The organism is Mycobacterium szulgai (assembly GCF_002116635.1).
GTDB classification, from domain to species: domain Bacteria; phylum Actinomycetota; class Actinomycetes; order Mycobacteriales; family Mycobacteriaceae; genus Mycobacterium; species Mycobacterium szulgai.
In genome coordinates, this window is sequence record NZ_LQPW01000107.1 from 60,207 (window position 1) to 80,458 (window position 20,252).

Below are 20,252 nucleotides of genomic sequence, written 5' to 3' on the forward strand. Positions count from 1 at the left end.
CCGCATGAGGAGGGCAACACCGAGTTGGCGATATTCCTCATCGATCTGCCGCCGGACGATATGGAGCGCCGTCTCGGTGAAGCCCTCAGTGTTTATGTAGACGCCATGCGTTACCCCAGGGGCACTGAGCACCAGCGCTCGGCGATGTGGCTGGAGCACATCCGGCGGCGTGGCTGGCAGGCGGTGGCGGCCGTGGATGTCGAGGCGGCCGGTGGGCAGAGCGACGGCGAGGATGCCGGCAGCGCGCCCCAGGACTACCAGCCGTCGCCCGAGGAATTGAGCTGCGCGCCGATGCTCGGTGTGGCCTACGGCTATCCCGGGGCGCCGGGTCAATGGTGGCAGCAGCAGGTGGTGCTGGGTCTGCAACGCAGCGGCTTTCCGCCCCATGCCATCACCCGGCTGATGACCAGCTACTTCGAGTTGACCGAATTGCACATTCATCCACGCGCGCAGGGCCGTGGTCTCGGTGAGGCATTGGCCCGACGGCTGCTCGCGGGTCGTGGCGAGGAGCATGTGCTGCTGTCCACGCCGGAGACCAACGGCGAGGCCAACCGGGCCTGGCGGTTGTACCGGCGGCTGGGCTTCAGCGACGTCATCCGCGGCTACCACTTCGCCGGCGACCCTCGAGCGTTTGCGATCCTTGGCCGCGCGCTACCGCTATAACCCCAGACGGCTTGCCGAAGGGGCACACCGGGTCTGGCACGATGACCTGGTGCGCGCCAGCTCCCCCTCCGCCCCAGCCCGCCGCCGTTCGGCCCGGCGGCGCCGCGTGCTGGCCCTCGTCATGCTGCTGATGCTGGTGCCACTGGCCACCGGATGCCTGCGGGTCCGGGCGTCGCTCACCATCTCGCCCGACGACCTGGTTTCTGGTGAGATCATCGCCGCAGCCAAACCGAAAACCAGCAAGGACCCCGGGCCTCAGCTCGACAACAATGTGCCGTTCAGTCAGAAAGTGGCTGTGTCGAACTACGACAGCGACGGCTATGTGGGGTCACAGGCGGTGTTCTCCGATCTGACCTTTGCCGAGCTGCCGCAATTGGCCCACATGAATTCCGACGCGGCCGGGGTCAATCTGTCGCTGCGGCGCAACGGCAATTTGGTCATTCTGGAGGGCCGGGCCGACCTGACCTCATTGACCGACCCCGACGCCGACATCGAGCTGACCGTCGCCTTCCCGGGGACGGTCACGTCCACCAACGGCGACCGCATCGAGCCCGAGGTCGTGCAGTGGAAGCTCAAACCGGGGGTGGTCAGCACTATGACCGCACAAGCTCGCTACACCGACCCCAACACCCGCTCGTTCACCGGAGCGGGCATCTGGCTCGGTATTGCGTCGTTCGTGGTGGCCGGTGTGGTGGCGTTGCTGGCCTGGATGAGCCGCGACCGCTCGCCCAGGTTCACCGCCCCGGGCGACCAGCCGCCCAGTTAGCCAACCACCACCTAAGCCCGCTGGTCGGGTGCCCAGTAGGCGAGCATTTCGGCAAACGTCTGGAAGGCCGGCGCCGACACTCCGTAGGTCGCTTCGAAGTGGATGCTCAGCGGGAAACCAAGGTCGGCGACGCCATCGATCACCCGCTTGTAAAGATCGACCATCAGCTGGCGCTTGTGCGTGGGTTCGCCGCCGGCCAGCGTCTTGACGAACTCCTGCTCGGCGGCCACCGCGGCGTTGCCCGGATCCTGGATCAGCCAGTTGATCAGACCGACCCGGGTTTCGATCTTGGGGACGAACCCGAACGACAGCAGGATTTCGGGCCGGTGATCGGTCTCCTTGGCGAAGTCGGTCAGGAAACCCACGATCGCGTCGGAATACAACAACTGGGTCATCCCGTAAGTGGCGCCCTGATTGCACTTGAAATTGAACCTGCCCTGCTCGCCCTCGCGGGTAGGGATCAGGATGACTCCCCGGTTGGCGACCTGCCCGCGATAGATCGACAGCGCGTCGGTGGGCGCTACGCCCGAACCTTCACCGTCGTTCATGGTGCGCGGCACGCCGACGAAAACCACACCCTCCATGCCGGCCGCGGTCAGGTCGGCAAGGCGATCGCCCAGGGTTGCCTCATCCAGGAACGCCGTGACCTGTGTGCATAGGCCGTTGAGTCCCGGCAGCTCGGGCTTGATGATCGACCAGAAATCCAGTACGTCCAGCTTCGGCTGCATGGGGACGGGCCGATCGTCGTCCTCGGCGATCATGCCCGGAATCATCACGTGCCGGATGCGGCCATCCAGGCCGGACTCAGCCGAGTACCGCACCACTTTCTGCGCGTCTTCCAGTGCCCGTTCTTTGCCACCGTCGACGTTCGGCGGCACCAGCTCCAGCGCGATGGTGTTGAGCGTCACACAGCTCCTCTTTCTCAGATTGCTGACTCACCGACCGCGCTACGCCGCGCCAGCCTGTGCTGCCGAGCCTGATCGGCCAGCTAACTCAGGTCACCAGGACAGCATATGTGCGTGGAGGCACTACTCGCTTGCCGGGGAGTAGCGAGCCAGTCTAAGTAAACGGCGGCGTCAGGTAATCAGCGCCACCCGCGTCCCGGCCGAATACACTGTCGGGCTACAGAGATGCCGAGCAGAAAGGGGTGCCGCCCTGAGCCTGGACGCATCGGCGGCATCGGCAACCGTGGAGTTGGCCGGCGCCATAACCGACCAGCTGCGACAGTATTTGCGCGACCGCCGCAGCGAGGCCGCCTACATCGATTCGCCAGAGGGCAACGACTACGGTGTCTTGACTGCCTGGCTGGAAGAGTTCACGCTCAGCCGGGGCAAACGGCTACGGCCGGTCTTTGCCTACTGGGGCTGGCGCGCCGTAGCCACCCAGGAACCCGATCCTGATGTGCTACTGCTGTTTTCCGCATTGGAGCTGCTGCACGCCTGGGCGCTGGTGCACGACGACGTGATCGACGCATCGGCTACCCGCCGCGGCAAACCGACGGCGCACGTGCACTTCGCGGCCCTGCATCGGGAACGCAAGTGGCGCGGCCCGGCCGACCAATTCGGCATGTCGGCGGCCATCCTGCTCGGCGACGTGGCTCAGGCGTGGGCCGATGACATCGTGTCGCGGGTTTCGCAGGCCTGCCTCTCGCCGGACGCGCAGCGGCGCGTTGGGCGCGTCTGGTCCGACATCCGTACCGAGGTTCTGGGCGGTCAATACCTCGACATCGTCGCCGAAGCAAGCGGCGCCGAGTCCATCGCCTCGGCAATGAACGTCGCTACCTTCAAAACCGCCTGCTATACCGTGTCGCGCCCGCTTCAGCTCGGGGCGGCCGCCGCCGCCGACCGGCCCGACGTCATCGACATCTTCGGTCAGTTCGGAACCGACCTCGGGGTCGCGTTCCAATTGCGCGACGACGTGCTCGGGGTGTTCGGCGACCCCGCGGTGACGGGCAAACCGTCCGGCGACGACCTGCGGTCCGGCAAGCGCACCGTGCTCGTAGCCGAGGCGGCCGAACTGGCGGAGAAATCAGATCCCGCTGCAGCCAACCTGTTACGGACCTCGATCGGCACCGAGCTGACCGACGCGCAGGTGCACGAACTGCGTGACGTGATCGAGCGGGTCGGCGCGCTGGCCGCCGCGGAGAGCCGCATCGCCGCGCTCACCCAACGGGCGCTGGCCACACTGGTGTCGGCGCCGATCAACCCGGCAGCCAAAGCCGGGTTGTCCGAACTGGCCAGGATGGCCACGGATCGGTCCGCTTGAATCCGATGAATAGCCAACGTCTTTCGCGGCTCCGTACCTTCGCCGCCAGCCCAGAGGGCGGCCCGGCCCGGCTCGGGTTGCTGGGCGCGCTACTGATCACCGCCGGCGGGCTGGGGGCCGGCAGCACCCGCCAGCATGACCCGCTGCTGGAGTCGATTCACCTGTCCTGGATGCGTTTTGGCCACGGGCTGGTGCTGTCGTCGATTCTGTTGTGGCTCGGTGTGGGCATCATGGTGATCGCGTGGCTGAAGCTGGGCCGACAAGCGCTGGCCGGTGAAACCACCGAGTTCACCATGCGCGCCACCACCGCTTTCTGGCTGGCACCGTTACTGGTGTCGGTGCCCATCTTCAGCCGCGACACCTACTCCTACCTGGCCCAGGGCGCCCTGCTGCGCGACGGCTTCGATCCCTACGCGGTCGGTCCGGTTGGCAACCCGAATCCGTTGCTGGACGAAGTCAGCCCCATCTGGACCATCACCACCGCACCGTACGGCCCCGCGTTCATCCTGGTGGCCAAGGTCGTCACGATCATCGTCGGCAACAACGTCGTCGCCGGGACCATGCTGCTGCGCCTGTGCATGCTGCCCGGACTGGCGCTGCTGATCTGGGCTGCTCCCAGACTGGCCCACCACGTTGGCGGTGACGGCGCCAAGGCGTTGTGGATCTGCGTTCTCAACCCGCTGGTGCTCATCCATCTGATGGGCGGTGTCCACAACGAGATGCTGATGGTGGGTCTAATGGCGGCCGGCATCGCGTTGACGTTGCAGCGCCACCATGTCGCGGGCATCACGCTGCTCACCGTCGCTATCGCGGTCAAGGCCACCGCCGGGCTGGCGCTGCCATTCCTGTTCTGGGTATGGATGCGTCATCTGCGCGAAGACCGGGGCTACCGGCCGATCATGGCGTTCCTGGCCGCCGCACTGTCATCACTGGTGATCTGCCTAGTGGTTTTCGCGGTGCTGTCCGCGGTCGCCGGCGTCGGCCTGGGCTGGCTGTCGGCACTGGCGGGTTCGGTCAAGATCATCAACTGGCTGACGGTGCCGACGGCGGCGGCGAACCTGATCCACGCCTTCGGCCATGGCTTGTTTTCGATCGATTTCTATACGTTGCTGCGGATCAACAGGCTGATGGGCATCTTGATCATCGCGGTGTCACTGCCGGTGTTGTGGTGGCGATACCGGCGCGACGACCGGGCCGCACTGCTGGGCATCGTCTGGGCGATGCTGATCGTGGTGTTGTTCGTCCCCGCCGCCCTACCGTGGTACTACTCCTGGCCGCTGGCGGTGCTGGCGCCATTGGCCCAGTCGCGACCCGCCATGGCGGCCATCGCGGGTTTCTCGACCTGGATCATGGTGATCTTCAAACCGGACGGATCGCACGGCATGTATTCCTGGCTGCACGTGGGTCTGGCGACCGCGTTTGCGTTGATCGCCTGGTATTACCTGTATATGACGCCGAAGGCCGCTGCTGCCGAGCCTGAGGTGGCTAGTACGCCATAGCCTGGGCGCGCCGCACCACTTCTCTTGCTTGGTGAGCATGCAGTGCGTCGACCGGACGCGCGTTGCTCAAGGCATCTCGTGAGCCGTCACGAGTGACGGTGAGCGACGGGTCGGGGGTGAACAACCACCGCACGATCTCGGTGTCGTGGTAGCCGCCGTCGTGCAGGATCGTCAGCAGGCCCGGCAGGCTTTTGACCACATGGCCGGTGTTGGTGAAGAACACCTGCGGTACCACCACGCCTCCGTCGCGCCGCACCGCGACAAGATGGCCTTCCCGTAGCTGCTGATGCACCTTGCTGACCGGCACGCCAAGCAATTCGGCGACCCGAGACAGGTCGTAGGTTGGCTCGTCGGGATCCAGAACGTCGTCGCCGGCGGGAATACTGCCCACCGCGCCAGTGTAGATCCTGGTCGGGCGCCGAGTCTGCGCCTTTGCGCTACGTTCTCTTACTCATTTTGCGCCGCCACCTACGATGGCGGCGTGGTTGACCCGCTGGACAGCACCCTGCTGGATGGCCGCTACCTGATCCAGAGCAAGATCGCCAGCGGCGGTACTTCGACGGTGTACCGGGGCCTCGACGTCCGCCTCGATCGCCCGGTCGCGCTGAAAGTGATGGATGCGCGCTATGCGGGCGACCAGCAGTTTCTGACCCGGTTTCAGCTCGAGGCCCGCACCGTGGCCCGGCTGAAGAACCCCGGGCTGGTCGCCGTATACGACCAGGGTCTGGATGCCCGGCACCCATTTCTCGTGATGGAGCTCATCGAGGGCGGCACCCTGCGCGAGCTGCTGCTCGAGCGGGGGCCGATGCCGCCGCACGCCGTGGCGGCGGTGCTACGGCCGGTGCTGGGCGGGCTGGCCGCCGCGCACCGGGCCGGGCTGGTGCATCGCGACGTCAAACCGGAGAACGTCCTGATTTCCGACGACGGCGAGGTCAAGATCGCCGATTTCGGGCTGGTCCGCGCCGTCGCCGCCGCGGGGATCACGTCTACCAGCGTCATTCTGGGTACCGCGGCGTATCTCTCGCCAGAGCAGGTTCGCGACGGCAACGCCGGACCCCGCAGCGACGTCTACTCCACCGGCATTCTCACCTACGAGCTGCTGACCGGAAGCACACCGTTCACCGGCGATACCGCGTTGTCGATCGCCTATCAGCGGCTGGATCACGATGTGCCGCCAGCCAGCGACCTAATCGATGGTGTGCCAAACCAATTCGACGAGTTTGTGGCGTGCGCTACGGCCCGCGATCCCGCGCAACGCTACGCCGATGCCATCGAGATGGCCGCCGATCTGGACGCGATCGTCGAGGAGCTGGGCTTGCCGGACTTCCGGGTACCCGCGCCACGCAACTCCGCCCAGCATCGGTCCGCGGCATTACACCATAGCCGAATCAGTCAGCAACCGGCCGTCAAGCCGCCGGCGCCGCACCCCACCCGGCAGTTCACCCGCGACCCAGAGGACTGGCCCCAGCCCGAGTTCCGCGACGCCGACTCCGACTCCGACTCCGACTCTGACTCTGAAGCCGACGAATACGAATACGAACCGGTGTCAGGGCAATTCGCCGGTATCGCGATGGACGAGTTCGTGTGGGCGCGTCAGCACTCGCGGCGCATGGTGCTGGTCTGGGTGGCGATCGTGCTGGCGCTAACCGGACTGGTCGCAACGGCTGCGTTCACCATTGGTGTCCACCTGAGCGGGCTGCTGTCCGGCGTTTAGCCGGGCGAAGCGGGTCGCCACCATATAACCCAGTGGCGATCGCAAGCCCGGCGAAGCCGGGCGAAGCGGGTCGCCACCATATAACTCAGTCGCGCAGCATTTCGGCGACGAGGAACGCCAGCTCCAGCGACTGTTGGGTATTGAGCCGCGGATCGCAGGCCGTCTCGTAGCGGCCGGCCAAGTCGTGATCCGAAATGTCTTGTGCCCCACCGAGACACTCGGTGACATTCTCACCGGTGATCTCGACATGGATGCCGCCGGGGTGGGTCCCCAGGGCACGATGCACCTCGAAAAAGCCCTGGACTTCGTCGACGATGCGATCGAAGTGGCGAGTCTTGTAGCCGGTGGACGACTCATGGGTATTGCCGTGCATCGGGTCGCACTGCCACACCACCTGGTGACCGGTGGCCTGGACCTTCTCGACGATAGGCGGCAGCAAATCCCGGACCTTGTTGTTGCCCAGCCTGCTCACCAGCGTGAGCCGGCCGGCCTTATTGTGCGGGTCGAGCCGCTCGACGTATTCGACCGCCAATTCCGGGGTCATCGTCGGGCCGATCTTGACACCGATCGGGTTGGCGATCACCTCGGCGAACGCGACATGCGCGCCATCGAGTTGCCGCGTCCGCTCGCCGATCCACACGGTGTGCGCCGACAGGTCATACAGTTGCGGTTCGCCGTTCTCGTCTTCGGCCAGCCGCAGCATCGCCCGCTCGTAGTCGAGCACCAAAGCCTCGTGGCTGGCGTAGATCTCGGCGGTTTGCAGATTGCGGTCGGCCACCCCGCAGGCACTCATGAATCTCAGGCCCCGGTCGATCTCGGTGGCCAGTGCTTCATAACGCGCGCCGGCCGGCGACGTCCGGACGAATTCCCGGTTCCAGTCGTGGACGAGGTGCAGCGACGCCAATCCCGACGACGTCAGTGCTCGCACTAGATTCATCGCCGCACTGGCGTTGGCGTAGGCGCGCACCAGCCGCGACGCGTCGTGCTCGCGGGCTACGGCGTCCGGGGCGAAGCCATTGATCATGTCGCCGCGGTAGGACTTCAGGCCCAGGGCGTCGGTGTCGGCCGAGCGCGGCTTGGCGTACTGGCCCGCGATGCGAGCCACCTTCACCACGGGCAAGCTGGCACCGTAGGTCAGCACCACGGCCATCTGTAGCAGCGCGCGAATGTTGCCGCGGATGTGGGGCTCGGTGTTGTCGGTGAAGGTCTCCGCGCAGTCGCCGCCCTGCAACAGGAAGGCCTGGCCCTTTGCGACCAAGGCCAGGTGTTCCTGCAGCCGCAGGATCTCCGACGGCACCGTCACGGGTGGCACGCTTTCGAGCACCTTACGCATTGCCGCGGCCTGGTCGGAAGGCCAGCTGGGCTGCTGGGCGGCCGGCTTGGCCAGCGCGGCGTCCAGCCGCGCCCGCAACTCGGCGGGCAGTGGCGGCAACGGCGGCAGCTGGTCGATCGGAATGTCGACAGTCCAGTTCATCGGTCTATGGTAACCGCGGTTTCGCAGCGGCTGATCAGGGCGAACGCTGCTGCGAATCACTTTCGCCCGTGATGATCCGGAATCGGCGCAACTGGTCGCGGGCGTCGACCAGCGCGTCGTGCACATCGCGAGGGCGCGGTGGCAGCCGTGGACGCCCGCGGTCCTCCCAAAGCTGCCGTACTTCGCGGGTAAAACGCGGTATGGAGCGTGGCAGGTGGGGCATCGGACCCCATAACTGGCATAAAGCGACGTGATCGTAGGCGCCCACCCAGGCCCACAGCTCGATCGGATCGGCGTCCCCAGCGGTCGAGACACCGAAGAACGTCTCCAGGTCATCGCGGATCTGCCGGCGCGGGCGCCACAACTGCGAGGCCGGCGGCGGCAGCTTGGGCAAAACATGGGCACGCACCCAGCTCCCGGCGCGCTCGGGATCGAACTCCGTCGACACCGCGTAATACTCCCGGCCATCCTCGGCCGCCACACCGATCGAGATCAGCTCGATGGTGCTGCCGTCCTCGATGAACTCGGTGTCGTAGAAATACCGCACCCAGAAAGCTTAGGGGTAATCCAGCCGCCGCTATCTGGCGATCAGAATGGGTCCGGTGCCTTCGGGGGGCGGGGCCGGGTGCACGTCGATGTCGAGCTGGGCGTCGACGGCGCGCTCGTCTGGCAAGCGAGGCGTGCCGGCGATCGCACACTGCAGCCAGAGCTTGGCGCGTACCACCGGCCGGCGCAAGGTGCGTTCCCGCTGCACTGCACGTCGCATCTTGGCCGGTCGCTGAGTGTAGCGCCACCGGGCCCACGGGGCATGCGGACGCGACAACCGAATCGCCCCGATGACCAGTAGTACGACGATGAACATCCCCAGCAAACCGGTCCACAGCTTGCCCTTCAACAGCACCACTACCGCCAGCGGTAGCGTCAGCACCAGCCCGCCGACCAGCGTGCTTTGCAACAACACCCAATTGCTGCCGTGCCGGATGGGCAGGAAGAGCATCAGTGGGTGCAGGCCCAACATCAGTAGCCCGGCCACTGCTACCGCGGCGAATACCGCATCCACCGAGCTGCGGCCGTCTTCTTCCCAATACACGTCGGAAAGGTGCAGTATCAGCGCGTACTCGTCCAGCACCAGCGCCGCCCCGATTCCGAAAAGCGTTGCCGCGATAGTGAATTCGGGCTCTTGACCGTTGACCGACAAAGTCACCAGAATCAGCCCGGAGATCATGACCAGGAGCACCCCGAATGTCACGTGGTGGATGTGCACCGTACCGACATGGACATTGCGCGGGTGCCACCACCTGGTCGGCCGGCCCCGGTGGGAGCGATGACGGATGAACCGCACGCAACTGCGGGTGACGAAGAAGGTCAGGATGAACGCGACCAGACAGCACAGCAACGGCAGCCGGCCGCGATCAACGATGTCATGCTGCAGCCAGTGGAGCACAACAAAAACGTACGCTGCCGCGTCGCGGCGGGCCGGAAGCCGCGCTGCAGGACATGGTGTTGCTGCGATACCGATTAGGCTGTCTTGCGACATGAGTAAATGGCAGTTGCCCGAGGTGGGCGGTCGACTCGGGCGGGTCTTGTTGTGGTGCCTGCTCTGGCTGGTAGCGGCGGTGGCGCTGAGTCATCTGGCCTGGCAGCTCTTCGGCCATACCCCGTACCGCATCGATATCGACATCTATCAAATGGGCGCCCAGGCGTGGCTCGACGGACACCCGCTGTACAGCGGCGCGCACGGCGGCCTGCAAAACGGCGACGTGTTGTTCCACACACCCATCGTGGACCTGCCGTTCACCTATCCCCCGCTGGCGGCCATCGTCTTCAGCCCGTTCGCCTGGCTGCAGATGCCGGCCGCCAGCGTCGTGATCACGCTGTTGACATTGGTGCTGCTGATCCTGTCGACCGCGGTCGTGCTGTCCCGCCTCGATGTGTGGAACACGTCGAAGGTGCTGCCGGGACCAGCCTGGTTGCGCCGGTTGTGGTTGTCGGTGATCATCGTCGCCCCCGCGTCGATCTGGTTGGAGCCGATCAACTCCAACTTCGCATTCGGCCAGATCAATGCCGTGCTGATGACCCTGGTGATCCTCGACTGCTTCCCCCGGCGCACGCCGTGGCCACGCGGACTGCTGCTTGGCCTGGGCATAGCCCTGAAACTGACTCCGGCGGTGTTTCTGCTGTACTTCCTGCTGCGTCGGGACAACCGGGCGGCGGTGACGGCCGTGGTGTCGTTCGTGGTAGCAACGCTCCTTGGTTTCGTGCTGGCCTGGGGCGATTCCTGGCAGTACTGGACCCAGACGCTGCATCACACCGACCGTATCGGTGAGGCGGCGTTGAACACCGACCAGAACATTGCCGGCGCCCTGGCCCGTCTGGGTCTCGGGGAGCATGCCGCCAAGCTGCTGTGGCTGGTTGCGTGCCTGGTGGTGCTGGCCGCGACTGTGTGGGCGATGCGACGAGTACTGCGCGCCGGCGAGCCGACGCTGGCGGTGATCTGCGTCGCACTGTTCGGATTGGTGGTTTCACCGGTGTCGTGGTCACACCATTGGGTGTGGATGCTGCCGGCGGTCCTGGTCACTGCCGTCCTGGCCTGGCGACGCCGAAACGTCGCGCTGGCGGTCATCACTGTCGCCGGGGTGGCGCTGATGCGCTGGACACCGATCGATCTGCTACCCAAACACCACGAGGTGGCCGCAGCGTGGTGGCGCCAGCTGGTCGGGATGTCCTATGTGTGGTGGGCGCTGGCGGTCATCGTCGTGGCTGGACTCACCGTCAGCACCGCGAGGGCCACGGTACGCTGCCCCGAGCCAACGCCTACGCCGGTGCCGGCTGCGAGTTGATTCAGCCGGCGGCTGTCTCGGGAATCCGCGCGGCGTCGGTTTCCGACTTGCTGCCGTCTTTGACGGTGGCCGCGTAGATGTCGACGTACTCCTGACCCGAAAGCTCCATCAGCTCGTACATCACTTCATCGATAACGGCACGCTCGATGAAATGGTTGCCGGCCAAACCCTCGAACCGGGAGAAGTCCATCGGCTTGCCGAACCGCACCTTTACCCGGCCGAACCGCAGCATCTTCTTTCCCGGCGGATTAACCACGTCGGTACCGATCATCGCGACCGGAATCACCGGAACCCCGGTGTGCAGGGCAAGCCGTGCCAGCCCCGTCTTGCCCTTGTAGAGGCGACCATCGGGAGAACGGGTGCCTTCGGGATACATGCCCAGCAGCCTGCCCTGGCTCAGTAGCCGCTGGGCGGAGTCAAGGGCGGCCTGCGCGGAATCGGCGTCGGTGCGGTCAATGGGCACCTGGCCGGAGACGCTGTAGAACCAACGGTTGATCCAGCCTTTCAGGCCGGTGCCGGTGAAGTATTCGGCTTTCGCCAAGAACCAGATGCGCCGACGCACCACCAACGGAAGATAGAAGCTATCTGCCACCGCAAGGTGATTGCTCGCCAGAATGGCCGGCCCGGATTTCGGAATATTTTCCAGGCCTTCAGTTTTCGGTCGTCCGAGCAGCGTGAAAAGTGGACCCATGAAGACATACTTGAATAGGTAGTACCACATGGCTCCCTCTCGCCCGCACCGAATGGTGGTCTGCGCCAACTGTACCCATCCGCGACGGCTCCGACCACCTCGCGACGGGTTGGCTCAGTCTTGGACGGCGACGGGGATGGGCTGGTAGCGGTTTTTTACGGCACCGTCAGATTTTGTTGTTTCGCCAAGGGTTTCGGTGCTCATGCCCCCGCCGGGCGGGTCGTCCGGCGGCGGCTTCGCTGATCGGTCGATGTCGTCGACTATGGCGCGGATCACGTCGAGAAGAGCAACGCTGTGGTTGGCGATGACGGTCACCAGCGGATGCTGTTCGCCGGTCACCAACGCACCCAGCGCGCACACCGGACACCACACCTGCTGGCACTTGCCCATACCCTTACCGCCGATCGAGCTGGATGCCCCAGCAGCCTTAGCCATCGCCACGCGGACCGCGGGATCAATTCCGTCGAGGATCGCCTGTGCCAGTTTCCGCAGCTCCGGACCTATGTCGGCATGACTCATTGTGGCCACACCTCCGGATTTGGTCGAAAACGAACGGTCAGCTCAGTCCCCCGCAGACGCGCGTCCTGCACCGTACACCGCCGCAGCACCGATGCCAACCGAACCCTGCGCCGTACCCCGCCGGCACTGATGATCAAGTCATCGTCGGACCGGCCGAGCGTCAACGATCCCGGATCAAGCTGGGGCAAGGCTAGCCGCAACCGGTATACCGATTCCAGGCCGGACCCGGATTCCAGGTCGACGATCGGACGCAGCGGACCGGGCGGCTCGGCGCCCCGCCGCCGACGCGCGCTGTCGAGCAGTCCGCTCAGCGCCTTGGCGCCGATCGGCTCTCCGGACGAGTGCGGAATCAGGACCAGCGCCACGTCTCCAATCGTGGCGTCGAGTTCTTCGAGCACGGCACGTTGCTCGGAGATGCGCTCGGCATACCAGTAGAACGCGGGGTGGTCGGGCAAACTGCGGTACTCGTATGTTTCATCGCGGACGAGAACCTGATTGACGAGCAACTCCTCGACGCGCACACCCATCAAGGCCAGCGACCCCAGCGTCCGGGCGGCCTCCGCGGCGACCACCCGCTCTGGGGTCAGCACCAGATGCGCACTGACCAGAGCGCCGTCGGCCAGCAAGGTGCTGAGCCGATCGACGCTGGCGCTGGTGCGTTCCAGCAGTTCCACCACCGCGGCTGAGCGGCTGTCGTCGGCGCCGATGCTGAGCCTGCGATGCCGCGGCCACGCGCGCTCCACATACAGCCCGAACGTTGCGGGCAGGGTCAACATCCGCAGCGCATCCGCCGTCGAGGCGCAGTCGACCACGATGCGATCCCATCGTCCAGCGGCGGCTAGCTCGCCGACCGCGTGCAGCCCGAGCACTTCCTGGACCCCGGGCAGGGCCGAAAGCTCTTCGGGCGCAATGCTGCCCAACTCTGAGTCGGGGAAGCGCCGATCCAGCGCATCGACCACGTCTCGCCAGCGATCCTCTAGTAGCGCCAACGTATCGAGGGCCAGCGCATCCAGGAAGCCACCGCCGGTCTCGGTTTCCAGATCGGCCAGGACCCGCACGGGTTCGCCGCGGCCGGTGGCGGGGACGGCAACACCTAACACATCGCCCAGAGAGTGCGCTTGGTCGGTGGAAACCACCAGCACACGCTGACCGGCGCCGGCGTCACAAACCGCGGTGGCGCACGCCAGGGTGGATTTTCCTACCCCACCCTTGCCGACAAAGAGACTGATTCGGGCCTGGGGGGGCACCAACGAGTCACTGGAGTCACTCAGCCCTCAACTCGTTTCTTCAGATCTTTCAGGGCGGTGTCAGTCAGCCTGCGCTCAGCTTTGCGCTTGAGCAACCCGATCATCGGGACAGCCAGGTCGACCGCGAGCTGGTAGGTGACCTCGGTGCCAGAGTCCTTGGCCGCCAAGTCATATGAGCCGTCGAGCGCCTTCAACAGCGAGCTGGAAACCAGGGTCCAGCTCAATGAATTGCGGTCCTTGGGCCACTCGTAGGACATCACCAGCGTGTCTTTGATGACGCCGGCGTCCATCACGAATCGCACGGTCTTGGGATAGCCGTCGGCGTCTCTCTCCTGCACTTCGGCTTCCTTGTACTCCGAAATCCACTCCGGGTAGGAATCGATATCGGCGATGACCTCCAGCACCGTGCCTGGATCTGCCTCGATATAGATCGTCTGCGTCGTCTTCTCCGCCACCTGGCTACTTCCCTCCGTGCCAAACCTTGACCCGGCTAAACTACCGGAGAAACCCCAACGGGGCGCGACTGTTCCAGTCTGGTCTTGACCTCGAACGCCATTTTCTTGCCCGCCACCCTGCGCCGATGCGTCATCTTGGCCGGCTTCATCCGGGCCAGTTGCCAGGCCGCAACACCGGTCGGTTCGGCGTGCAGGAAATAGTGCAGCACCACCCCATCCAGCGATGGTTCCAGCCAGATCTCCATCGTCCCGGTCAGGGCGCCGGTGACCGCCCACCTGATCCCCTTCTCGGCACGATCCTCGGTGACCTGCAGCCGCAGATCTGGCCACCACCGGCTCCACTGCGACCGGTCGGCGATCGCGGCTCCCACTCGCGCGCCATCGGCCGCGATGTACGTCTCGTCGGCGATCTGGATGCTGTACATTGCCTCAGCTTCACATATGAGTCCAGCACGGCCAGACCGGCCGTCTCGATGCAACGTCAACCTCGTGATTAGGCTGGGCGACAGCAACCCGGCCATCCGATCGTCACCCAAGGTCAAGCGAGGTTTGAAGAGTGCGTCAGTACAGTGTCCCTGCCCGCTTTTCCGTCGAGGAGCACGACAACGTCGCCGCCGCGGTTTTCGAGCATGAGCGCGACGATCCCGACTTCGTGATCTATCAGCGGCTGGTCGACGGCGTTTGGACGGACGTCACGTGCGCCCAGGCCGCCGACCAGATCCGTTCTGCCGCATTGGGTTTGATCTCGCTGGGGGTGGAGCCCGGCGATCGGGTTTCCATCTTTTCGGCCACCCGCTACGAGTGGGCGATTCTCGATCTCGCGATCCTGTCGGTGGGTGCGGTCACCGTGCCGATCTACGAGACATCGTCGGCCGAGCAGGTGCGCTGGGTACTCCAGGACTCCGAGGCGGTGTTGGCGTTCGCCGAAACCGACGCGCACGCGGCGACGGTGACGGAGCTCACCGGTGAATTGCCCGCCCTGCGACGGGTGCTGCACATCAACGGTTCGGGCCCCAAAGCCCTCGACCAGCTAGCCGAGGAGGGGGCGTCGGCCGACCCCGCGCAGCTGACCGCCCGGCTGAACGCGCTGCGCGCCAAGGATCCGGCCACACTCATCTACACCTCGGGTACCACCGGACGACCCAAAGGCTGCCAGCTCACCCACTCCAACCTGCTCTACGAGATCCGCGGCACCAAGGACTGCCTTCCGTCGCTACTGCACGAAGGTCAGCGGCTGTTGGTCTTTTTGCCGCTAGCCCACGTGCTGGCTCGGGCGTTGACCTTGGCCGCGTTCACCAACAAAGTGACCGTCGGATTCACCAGCGACATCAAGAATCTGCTGCCGTTGTTCGCGGTGTTCAAACCGACTGTGGTGGTGTCAGTGCCCCGGGTGTTCGAGAAGGTATACAACACCGCCGAGCAGAACGCCGCGAACGACGGCAAGGGCCCAATCTTCAAAGCCGCCGCCCAGACCGCGGTCGACTGGAGCCGCGCCCAGGACGACGGCAAACCCGGTCTGGTGTTGCGCGCCAAGCATGCGTTGTTCGACCGGTTGGTCTACCACAAATTACGGACCGCGCTGGGTGGCAACTGTCATGCCGCGGTCTCCGGTGGCGCGCCGCTGGGTGCTCGGCTAGGCCACTTCTACCGCGGCGTGGGCCTGACCATCTACGAGGGCTATGGGCTGACCGAGACCAGCGCGGCCATCACGGTCAACCAGATCAACGGGTTGAAGATCGGGACCGTCGGAAGCCTGGTGCCCGGCAACAGTCTGCGACTGGCCGATGACAAGGAGCTGTTGGTGCGCGGCGGCGTGGTGTTCAGCGGCTATTGGCGCAACGAGCAAGCCACCAAGGAGGCGTTCACCGACGGCTGGTTCCGCACCGGCGATTTGGGCTCTGTCGACGAGGACGGCTTCTTGACGATCACCGGCCGCAAAAAGGAGCTCATCGTTACCGCGGGTGGTAAGAATGTGGCCCCCGCGGTGCTGGAGGATCAGCTGCGCAGCCACCCGCTGATCAGCCAGGCGATGGTCGTCGGGGACAATAAGCCGTTCATCGGCGCGCTGATCACCATCGATCCCGAGGCGTTCGAGGGCTGGAAGCAACGCAACAGTAAAGCCGTCGACGCCTCGGTCGGTGACCTGGCCACCGACCCGGATCTGATCGCCGAGGTGGACGCGGCGGTCAAACATGCCAACCTGCAGGTGTCGCATGCCGAGTCGATCCGCAAGTTCCGGATTCTGCCGGTCGACTTCACCGAGGACACCGGGGAGCTGACCCCGACCATGAAGGTCAAGCGCAACGTGGTGGCCGAGAAGTTCGCCTCCGATATCGAGGCGATTTACAGCAAAGACTAGCTGCGTAGCAGCTTGGCCAGTCGGGCCGCGAGCGTCTCCCAGCGCCACTGACCCCTCACCCATTCCCGGCCGGCTGCGCCCATCGCCGCCGCCCGGTCTCGATCTCTCAGCAACTCGCTGACCGCGTCGGCGACCTTGTTCACCGAGGTGCCGTCAACCACCAGTCCAGTCTTGTTGTGCTGCACCGTTTCCGGCGCTCCGCCGGATTGCCCGGCGATCACCGGTACGCCGCTGGCGGAGGCCTCCAAGAAGACGATGCCCAGGCCCTCGACATCCATGCCGGCACCGCGGGTCCGGCACGGCATGGCGAATACGTCGGCCATCGCGTGGTGGCCGGGTAGTTCATCGCCCGGCACGCCTTTGGTGAACGTCACATGCTCGGCCACCCCGCGGTCCTGCGCGAGCTTTTGCAGCGTCTCCAGGTAGGGGCCACCGCCGACGATCACCAGGGCAGCGCCGTCAACACGCCGCCGGATTTCCGGCAGCGCCTTGATCAACATGTCCTGGCCTTTGCGCGGCACCAGCCGGGACAGGCAGACCACCGTGGGCCGGTCCCCCAGCCGGTAGCGCTTCCGCAATTCGGCGCGGGCGCCCGGATCCGGGCGGAACCGTTCGCTGTCCACCCCTGGCGGCAGGTACTCCAGCGAGGCCCGAGACCCGAACGCGGGCGCGAACCGCGATCGCGTGTACCGGCTGACGAATGTCACCACATCGGTGCCATCACCGATCCGGCGCAGCACCGACCGCGCGACGGGCAACATTGACCAGCCCACCTCGTGGCCGTGGGTGCTGGCCACCACCCGGGTCGCGCCGGCCGCACGGGCCCGCGGCGCCAGCAGAGCCAGCGGCGCGGCCGCGCCGAACCAGACGGTGTCGATGCCGTGCTCGCCGATCAGCCGTCGCATCCGGATATCGACCGTCGGGGCCGGCAACATCAGCGTGCTCGGATGGCGCACCACCCGATAGCCGGTTGCCTGGGCTGCGTCGTCAAAAGCCTCGGCGCCCTTCCACTTTGGTGCGTACACCGTCACGTCATGCGATCCAGCCTGAACCAGCCGATCGACGAACTCTCCCAAGTAGGACTGAATACCGCCGCGCCGGGGTGGAAAGTCATTGGTTACCAGCAGGACCCGACTCACCCGGGTAAATCTAGCCCGACCATGACGCCGACTGCGCAGAGGTCCGAGGCCGCCCACCACCGGTCACATCGGTCCCATCGGCACCGCAACGGCTGCCCATACCCAATCTCAAATCGTGCTAGCGCATGCGCTATCAACCAGCGAGCCACTGCTGCCAGCGGGCGAGCAGCCCGGCCTCGTCGGTCCCCAGCACGTCGCGGGTTGCGGCGGGGATATCGGCGTGCCCAACGCCGCAGGTGGCCAGGTAGAACTCACGCAACCTCGCCGGCCCATAGCTGTCCGCGACGAAGCGCGCGAACAGCCAAGCACGGTCATAGGCCAGCGAGCGTTGCCGACCCGGAGCGTCGAGGTCGTCATCTAAGGGCAGCGACCGTGGCGCGGTGACAGCGGCGGTCGGTAGCGAGGTGGCCGGGCGTGCCACGAAATCTGCCACCCCCTCGGTCAGCCAGCGTGGCGCATCCATGGCGGTGACGGCACGGGCCGCGTAGTGAAAAAGCTCGTGGCTCAGGACAATCCGCAATGCGGCTGCGCTCATCGTGTCAGCGTCAGGTGCGAACACGATGCGTTCGCCGAGGGCCACCCGACGTTGCGGATCGACGCTGTCGGCGACCGTCACCGCCGCGATATCGGCCCACTGCGACGCCGGCCCGCCGCCCACCGCGGCAAGAAACTGCTCGCGGGAGCCGGCGGCCACCACCGAGATATCGTGCGGCCAGTCGGCTCCCCAGAAGGCCACCACCGCATCGACCGCCGTGCCGATGTCGCCTGCCACTCGGGACAGCAGGCGGTCGCTGGGTGGACCGCCGAGACTGATCAGCCGCACGGTGCGGTCGGCGACGACCAGCGTGTGGGCGGGCGCCGCGGGTTTGTCACGCACCGGCGGAGCCGGCACGACGACCGCCGCGATCAGCTCAGCCGCGAATATCGCGGCCAGCAGAATCCGGGCCCATCGGCGTCGCGCAGCGACGCCTTTAGTAGCGGCGCGCGTCGTAGATCGGGCCGGACGAGTCCATCGGCACCACCCGGACCGGAACACCGTAGGTGGAGGAGTGGACCATGAGGCCGTCACCGATGTAGATGCCGGTGTGTGAGGCGTCGGAATAGAAGGTCAGCACGTCGCCGGGCTGCAGGTCGGAGAGCGCCACCGGCTGGCCGCCGTGGGCCAGCGCCTGGCTGGAATGCGGCAGCGCGATGCCGGCCTGCTGGAACGCCCACATCACCAGTCCGGAGCAGTCAAACCCGCCTGGCGCGGCACCACCCCACGCATAGGGCATGCCGACCTGGGTCAATGCGGCCTGAACCACGGCTGCGCGGTCACCGCCACCACCGCCGCCACCGCCGGGCAGGGCGAATCCGGGCATCATTCCGCCGGGCGGCAAGGGCTCGCCGGGCGCCTGCGGCGCGCCGGGGGCCTGTGCTTCAGGAGCCGGGGCGGGGGCACCCGGGAGTCCGGCGGGAACCTGTCCTGGATCGGCGAGCGCCTCGCGCTGCCCAGGCGTCAGCGCCTGGTACTGCGACTTGACGACGGCGATCTGCACTTGCAGTTGGCTCTGCTTGTGCTGCAGGCTCGCTCGCACCGCCGCGGCTTGCTCGGCCGCCGCCTTGGCGTCGGCAGCCGACTTGGCCGATGCCTGTTCAGCCTTGGCGGCCTGCTCGCCGGCGGCCCGGAAACTGGACATCTGGGTGGACATTTGATGGGCCATCACGCGCTGCACCGTCAATCCGTCGATGAGCAGCTGCGGAGACTCGGCCGTCAGGATGGCGTCCATCCCGTCGGTGCGACCACCCATGTAGGCGGCGGCCGCGATCTTGTTGACCGAAGTCTGGAACGAAGCCAAACGAGCTTTGGCGGCATCCGCTGCAGCTTGATCGTCGGCGTGCTTCTTCTCCGCTGCCTGCTGGGCGGCCAGCTTGGCGTTCAGGTCGAGTTGCGCACTGTGCATCGCCTCGGTGGTCTGCTCGGCCTGCCGAGACAGCTCGTTGAGTTTTGCCAGTGCGTCCTCGGCCGGATCAGCCGTTGCATTCGCGGCCATAATGCCCGACAAGACGGTGAAGCTCGCTAACGAACCGATGGCAAACCGCTTGATTGCGCGCGCGATCAACTGCCTGGAGTCGAGCCTCAAGATTTGCTTCCTTAAACGGCCATCGACGTATCGACGTCGAGCTGGTTTAGGTCTCAAACAGGTTACGAAACGATATCGGCGTTTGTCCAAAGGGGGGAGTTAAGAAAATGGACAGAAAATTGTCATTTCCGTGTGAACCGCCGCGAACCTGCTATGGCACCAAGGCGATTCAGCACCCACGCCACACTACGCGACTCCAGGCCGATTCCCGTGGATCGGCACCAAACGTAATCTCGGTGCCAATCCAACTTCGGCAAGCACTTCTAACGCCGCGCGTTCGTCATAGGACAACGTCGTTGGGACCCCGAGCAGCACACTGACGACGCAGTCGCGGCAACTAGGCCCGCGCACCGCGCAATCGTCGCAGTCGATGGTCACGGGGCCCGCGGGTCCGCTACTGGAAGCCATCTGGTCAGTCCCTCTCGGTTCGGGTTCGGTCGACTGTGGCGAACGCTAGCGGCGACCACCGACAGACCGAGCCCGGCGCGGGAACCGCCG

The 20,252-nt window shown here is 65.7% G+C and carries 21 protein-coding genes and 1 pseudogene; 8 read left to right on the plus strand and 14 right to left on the minus strand.

The features are described from left to right. Nucleotides 1-24: 24 nt before the first annotated feature. Both AWC27_RS15405 and lppM read left to right on the plus strand, forming a co-directional pair. Nucleotides 25-663 carry a GNAT family N-acetyltransferase gene (locus AWC27_RS15405; protein WP_085671299.1) on the plus strand — a complete coding sequence of 213 codons (639 nt, stop codon included), beginning with the start codon at nucleotides 25-27 and terminating at the stop codon, nucleotides 661-663. A gap of 121 nt (nucleotides 664-784) precedes the next feature. After that, entirely contained in the window at nucleotides 785-1,429 is a 645-nt protein-coding gene (lppM, locus tag AWC27_RS15410) for a lipoprotein LppM (RefSeq protein ID WP_085671300.1), read from the plus strand. 11 nt (nucleotides 1,430-1,440) lie between these two features. On the opposite strand, the gene AWC27_RS15415 is transcribed toward lppM, so the two are convergent. Beyond that, on the minus strand, nucleotides 1,441-2,337 hold the full coding sequence (locus AWC27_RS15415) for a mycobacterial-type methylenetetrahydrofolate reductase (RefSeq protein ID WP_085671272.1): 897 nt from the start codon (nucleotides 2,335-2,337) through the stop codon (nucleotides 1,441-1,443). A 286-nt stretch (nucleotides 2,338-2,623) separates the two neighbouring features. On the opposite strand from AWC27_RS15415, the gene idsA2 reads away from it, so the two are divergent. Together idsA2 and AWC27_RS15425 are read left to right on the plus strand one after the other, a co-directional pair. Further along, entirely contained in the window at nucleotides 2,624-3,694 is a 1,071-nt protein-coding gene (idsA2, locus tag AWC27_RS15420; protein ID WP_085671301.1) for a bifunctional (2E,6E)-farnesyl/geranyl diphosphate synthase, read from the plus strand. A 5-nt stretch (nucleotides 3,695-3,699) separates the two neighbouring features. Further along, nucleotides 3,700-5,193 (plus strand): alpha-(1->6)-mannopyranosyltransferase A, encoded by a 1,494-nt coding sequence (locus tag AWC27_RS15425; RefSeq protein ID WP_085671273.1) that lies wholly within the window; start codon nucleotides 3,700-3,702, stop codon nucleotides 5,191-5,193. Here the strand turns inward: AWC27_RS15425 and AWC27_RS15430 are convergent. After that, nucleotides 5,180-5,584 (minus strand): Rv2175c family DNA-binding protein, encoded by a 405-nt coding sequence (locus AWC27_RS15430; protein ID WP_085671274.1) that lies wholly within the window; start codon nucleotides 5,582-5,584, stop codon nucleotides 5,180-5,182. The two genes, AWC27_RS15425 and AWC27_RS15430, sit on opposite strands and share 14 nt — an antisense overlap. Before the next feature lie 33 nt (nucleotides 5,585-5,617). Between AWC27_RS15430 and AWC27_RS15435 the strand changes: the two genes are divergently transcribed. Together AWC27_RS15435 and AWC27_RS33210 are read left to right on the plus strand one after the other, a co-directional pair. Continuing rightward, entirely contained in the window at nucleotides 5,618-6,907 is a 1,290-nt protein-coding gene (locus AWC27_RS15435; protein ID WP_372516902.1) for a protein kinase domain-containing protein, read from the plus strand. Next, nucleotides 6,908-6,984: pseudogene (locus AWC27_RS33210) on the plus strand (hypothetical protein); the annotation flags it as partial. Between the two features lie 8 nt (nucleotides 6,985-6,992). On the opposite strand, the gene AWC27_RS15440 reads toward AWC27_RS33210, so the two are convergent. The 3 genes from AWC27_RS15440 to AWC27_RS15450 are packed head-to-tail and all read right to left on the minus strand — an operon-like array spanning nucleotide 6,993 to nucleotide 9,825. Beyond that, nucleotides 6,993-8,381 (minus strand): class II 3-deoxy-7-phosphoheptulonate synthase, encoded by a 1,389-nt coding sequence (locus tag AWC27_RS15440; RefSeq protein ID WP_085671275.1) that lies wholly within the window; start codon nucleotides 8,379-8,381, stop codon nucleotides 6,993-6,995. A gap of 34 nt (nucleotides 8,382-8,415) precedes the next feature. Further along, entirely contained in the window at nucleotides 8,416-8,928 is a 513-nt protein-coding gene (locus AWC27_RS15445; RefSeq protein ID WP_085671276.1) for a polyadenylate-specific 3'-exoribonuclease AS, read from the minus strand. A gap of 30 nt (nucleotides 8,929-8,958) precedes the next feature. After that, complete coding sequence (locus tag AWC27_RS15450) at nucleotides 8,959-9,825, minus strand: hypothetical protein (protein WP_085671277.1); 867 nt, start codon at nucleotides 9,823-9,825, stop codon at nucleotides 8,959-8,961. Between the two features lie 91 nt (nucleotides 9,826-9,916). Between AWC27_RS15450 and AWC27_RS15455 the strand changes: the two genes are divergently transcribed. Next, the gene (locus AWC27_RS15455) at nucleotides 9,917-11,221 is read left to right on the plus strand and encodes a glycosyltransferase 87 family protein (protein ID WP_085671278.1); all 1,305 of its coding nucleotides are present in this window, start codon (nucleotides 9,917-9,919) and stop codon (nucleotides 11,219-11,221) included. A 1-nt stretch (nucleotide 11,222) separates the two neighbouring features. Here AWC27_RS15455 and AWC27_RS15460 read toward each other — a convergent pair whose 3' ends face one another. The 5 genes from AWC27_RS15460 to AWC27_RS15480 all read right to left on the minus strand — a co-directional run bounded on the left by AWC27_RS15460 (nucleotide 11,223) and on the right by AWC27_RS15480 (nucleotide 14,558). After that, on the minus strand, nucleotides 11,223-11,942 hold the full coding sequence (locus AWC27_RS15460) for a lysophospholipid acyltransferase family protein (RefSeq protein WP_085671279.1): 720 nt from the start codon (nucleotides 11,940-11,942) through the stop codon (nucleotides 11,223-11,225). Nucleotides 11,943-12,026: 84 nt separating this feature from the next. Then, nucleotides 12,027-12,431: a hypothetical protein gene (locus AWC27_RS15465; RefSeq protein WP_085671280.1), complete on the minus strand. Its 405-nt coding sequence runs from the start codon at nucleotides 12,429-12,431 to the stop codon at nucleotides 12,027-12,029. Further along, complete coding sequence (locus tag AWC27_RS15470) at nucleotides 12,428-13,678, minus strand: ArsA family ATPase (RefSeq protein ID WP_085671281.1); 1,251 nt, start codon at nucleotides 13,676-13,678, stop codon at nucleotides 12,428-12,430. The genes AWC27_RS15465 and AWC27_RS15470 overlap by 4 nt, the downstream gene beginning before the upstream one ends. Nucleotides 13,679-13,698: 20 nt before the next feature. After that, nucleotides 13,699-14,133: an SRPBCC family protein gene (locus AWC27_RS15475; RefSeq protein WP_085671282.1), complete on the minus strand. Its 435-nt coding sequence runs from the start codon at nucleotides 14,131-14,133 to the stop codon at nucleotides 13,699-13,701. A gap of 35 nt (nucleotides 14,134-14,168) precedes the next feature. Beyond that, a complete protein-coding gene (locus AWC27_RS15480; RefSeq protein ID WP_085671283.1) occupies nucleotides 14,169-14,558 on the minus strand; it encodes a polyketide cyclase / dehydrase and lipid transport in 390 nt (129 codons plus the stop codon). 131 nt (nucleotides 14,559-14,689) lie between these two features. Between AWC27_RS15480 and AWC27_RS15485 the strand changes: the two genes are divergently transcribed. Further along, nucleotides 14,690-16,492, plus strand: coding sequence for an AMP-dependent synthetase/ligase (locus AWC27_RS15485; RefSeq protein WP_085671284.1), 1,803 nt, complete (start codon nucleotides 14,690-14,692; stop codon nucleotides 16,490-16,492). On the opposite strand, the gene pimB is transcribed toward AWC27_RS15485, so the two are convergent. The 4 genes from pimB to AWC27_RS32135 form a co-directional block, all read right to left on the minus strand. Continuing rightward, on the minus strand, nucleotides 16,489-17,631 hold the full coding sequence (pimB, locus tag AWC27_RS15490) for a GDP-mannose-dependent alpha-(1-6)-phosphatidylinositol monomannoside mannosyltransferase (protein ID WP_085671285.1): 1,143 nt from the start codon (nucleotides 17,629-17,631) through the stop codon (nucleotides 16,489-16,491). The two genes, AWC27_RS15485 and pimB, sit on opposite strands and share 4 nt — an antisense overlap. A 133-nt stretch (nucleotides 17,632-17,764) precedes the next feature. Next, nucleotides 17,765-18,508, minus strand: coding sequence for a hypothetical protein (locus AWC27_RS15495; RefSeq protein ID WP_372516900.1), 744 nt, complete (start codon nucleotides 18,506-18,508; stop codon nucleotides 17,765-17,767). A gap of 94 nt (nucleotides 18,509-18,602) precedes the next feature. Then, complete coding sequence (gene ripC, locus AWC27_RS15500) at nucleotides 18,603-19,754, minus strand: peptidoglycan hydrolase RipC (RefSeq protein ID WP_085671286.1); 1,152 nt, start codon at nucleotides 19,752-19,754, stop codon at nucleotides 18,603-18,605. Nucleotides 19,755-19,940: 186 nt separating this feature from the next. After that, entirely contained in the window at nucleotides 19,941-20,162 is a 222-nt protein-coding gene (locus tag AWC27_RS32135; protein ID WP_085671287.1) for a hypothetical protein, read from the minus strand. Nucleotides 20,163-20,252: the final 90 nt, after the last annotated feature.